This is a genomic window from uncultured Campylobacter sp. (genome assembly GCF_937890585.1).
Taxonomy (GTDB): Bacteria; Campylobacterota; Campylobacteria; order Campylobacterales; family Campylobacteraceae; genus Campylobacter_A.
Genome location: NZ_CALACG010000167.1, coordinates 1 through 2892, shown reverse-complemented (window position 1 = coordinate 2892; position 2892 = coordinate 1). Strand labels below are relative to the sequence as shown.

Annotated in this window: 3 protein-coding genes; 1 reads left to right on the top strand and 2 read right to left on the bottom strand. The window is 41.4% G+C overall.

Translation table 11 applies throughout. The features are described from left to right. Both Q0296_RS04865 and Q0296_RS04860 read right to left on the bottom strand, forming a co-directional pair. Positions 1-1225: peptidase U32 family protein (locus tag Q0296_RS04865; RefSeq protein WP_298037289.1), on the bottom strand; the 1225-nt coding region annotated here is incomplete at its 3' end. Then, positions 1225-1986 carry a chemotaxis protein gene (locus tag Q0296_RS04860; RefSeq protein WP_298037287.1) on the bottom strand — a complete coding sequence of 254 codons (762 nt, stop codon included), beginning with the start codon at positions 1984-1986 and terminating at the stop codon, positions 1225-1227. The genes Q0296_RS04860 and Q0296_RS04865, both read right to left, overlap by 1 nt. A 136-nt stretch (positions 1987-2122) precedes the next feature. Between Q0296_RS04860 and Q0296_RS04855 the strand changes: the two genes are divergently transcribed. Beyond that, positions 2123-2892 (top strand): histidinol-phosphatase (locus Q0296_RS04855; RefSeq protein WP_298037286.1); only part of this gene is annotated, 770 nt, incomplete at its 3' end.

Sequence of the window (2892 nt, the reverse complement as noted above, 5' to 3'; positions counted from 1 at the left end):
GCTTAACGCCGAGATTTATCTCATTTTCATTGCCACTATGAATTTCACTCATGACCTTGCCTTTTTTGGTGATGAGCTGTTTAAATTTGATAAATTTCTTGCCATCTTGTGAATAGACCTTTGAAATTTCATTTTCACTATCATCTATGTGTGAGCCAGTTGGCGCCACGATCTCGTAGCTCTTATCTGGGAAAATTTTATACTTGCACTTAAAAAACTCACCGTCTTCACTTATAGCATTTACCTGATGAGTGCCCTCTTCTAGGCTGCTAACGTGGTTTTGCGTATCGGTTCGTTCATAAGGTCTATGCACCAAGTAGCCGTCCGTAAAGCCGCGATTTTTCAGTGTATTTATCTCATTTTCATAAATTTGTGCGTCAAATTTACCATCCAGTGCATCATCTATTGCCATTTTATAGGCTCTTGCTGTGCAAGCTGCGTAGTACTCGCTCTTTGTGCGGCCCTCTATCTTAAAGCTATCTATCACGCCGCTATCAACGATCTCTTTGATGTGTGAGATGAGACAAAGATCTTTTGAGTTCATGATATGAGTGCCGTTTTCATCCTCTTCTAAGCGAAAAAGCACACCGCTCTCTTCGTTTTTGGCGTAGAGTTCGTACTTAAACCTACAGTCATTTGCACAGCTGCCACGATTTGACATACGTCCGCTTTGCACTGAGCTTACCAAGCACCTACCAGAGTAGGCAAAGCACATCGAGCCATGGACGAAAATTTCGATATCAAGAGTTGGAATTTCCTCTTTTATCTTTATAACATCTTTTAAATTCATCTCTCTAGCCACGACGATGCGTTTTGCGCCCATGTCGTGATAAATTTTAGCATCCAGCACGTTCATAACGTTTGCCTGAGTAGAGAGGTGTATCTCAATATTTGGAGCAATCTCTTTTGCTAGGCTCATGACGCCTGGAGTTGCGATGATAAAGGCATCTGGCTTCATCGCTGAGATGGTTTGCAAGTGCCTTTTTAGCGGCTCTATCTGAGAGTTAAAAGGAAAGGCATTTATGGTCGCATAAAATTTCTTTCCCTTTTCGTGTGTGTAGTCTATCGCCTCTTTGAATGTTTCAAGGTTAAACTCTCTTGCTGATCTAGTCCTTAGTGAAAAGCTAGCCACTGAGCCATAAACGGCGTCGGCTCCGTATTCAAGGGCGATTTTAAGTTTTGTTAAATTTCCAGCTGGAGATAAAAGCTCAGGCCTTTTTAGCACTATTTTTTACCCAGACTTTCTATCAAGGCTTCGATGTCGTCGTTGCTGACTAGGTTTTCAGTCGTTGTATCACCTGCGATATGAACAGCAGAGCCAACGCGTTTATCATCGTCTATTTTACCTTCAAACAAGGTGTTCATATACTTGCTTAGTGCTCTCATAACGTTGATAACACGCTCGATCTTTTGTCTGTGGATGTCTTGATACTGCATCATATCCATAGCCATCATGATCTCATCTTGTCCCATTTGTAAATTTGAGATGATGTTATCAACTGTGCCAAGAAGTGCGCTGTTTTTCTCCAAAGCCTCGCTAAATGCAGCGATATTTGGAAATTTCTCACTCAGCGTTGTAAATAGCTCAACGTTTGAGTTTATCGCGTCTTTTAGGCTATTTGAGTCGCTCTCAGCGTCCATGAAAAAGTTATTTATCGTCTCAAGCTTGTCAAACATCTGAGTAGCTTTCTCTTCGCTATCTCTTGTCACGTCGTCAAGCTGGTGAACCATTTTGTGGTCTTCAGTCGGTGGTGGTGGTGGCCAAACGCCGTCAGCGCTCACTCTGTAACCATCTGCACTTTGCTTTGAGCTGCTCTCTGCTTTTGGTTGTGGCTCGTCTGCTTTGGCACTAATTGCCTCTGCAACTTCTGCTACCTCGTCTATATCCTCTTTGACGTCCGCGACCTCTTGGCTGGCATCTTTAGTATCACCTAAATCATCCTCTAATCCGCCTGCCATAAGCGCGTCAAGTTCCTCTTGGGTCATAAAAGCTCCTAATAAAATTTGCCTTGATTATATAGGATTTAAATAAAAAGAAAGTTTAAAAAGTATGCGTTTATCTTTAAATTTATCAAATTTTAGGTAGGATTTTTGAAAAATAAACGACTTTAAAAGGCTAAAAATGACCGTCGATCTTCACAACCACACACCCCTTTGTAAGCACGCAGTTGGCGAGCCAAGAGAGTATGTAAAAGCCGCCATAAATGCTGGCACAAAATACTTTGGCTTTAGCGACCACGCTCCGATGAAATTTGATGAGGCTTATAGGATGGAATTTGGCGAGATGCAAAGCTACGAAGACGAAATTTTACGTTTAAGAGATGAATTTAGCGGACAAATAGAAATTTTACTTGGCTATGAGATGGACTTTTTAGATGGATTTATGGATGAGCGAGTTTTTAGTAGAAAGGTCGACTACCTAATAGGCTCTGTCCATTTTTTTAACGGCTGGGCCTTTGATAATCCCGAATTTATCGGTGGCTACGAGGGCAAAGACTTGGATCAAATTTGGCAGGAATACTTTGACCACGTGGAGAGATCGGCTAAGCTTGGCAAATTTGACATCATGGGGCACATAGATCTGCTTAAAATTTTTAAATTTTTACCAAAAAAAGACGTTAGAATTTTGGCTGCAAACGCCATAAAAGCGATAAAAGAGGCAAATTTAGTCGTTGAGATAAACGCGGCTGGCTTTAGAAAGCCTATCGGCGAGCAATATCCAAGCGTAAATTTGCTAGAGCTCATCGCCCAAAATGATATACCTATCACCTTTGGCTCGGACGCTCACGCAAAAGAGGACATCGGCAAAAACGGCGAAATTTGCGAGCATATAGCTAGAAATTTGGGTTATACAAAGTGCGTTATCTTTAAAAATAGAGATAGAGAATTTGT

Excerpts from the sequence above, each read along its gene's own strand:
- Q0296_RS04860 (WP_298037287.1), bottom strand. The coding sequence starts at position 1,986 with ATGACCCAAGAGGAACTTGACGCGCTTATGGCAGGCGGATTAGAGGAT.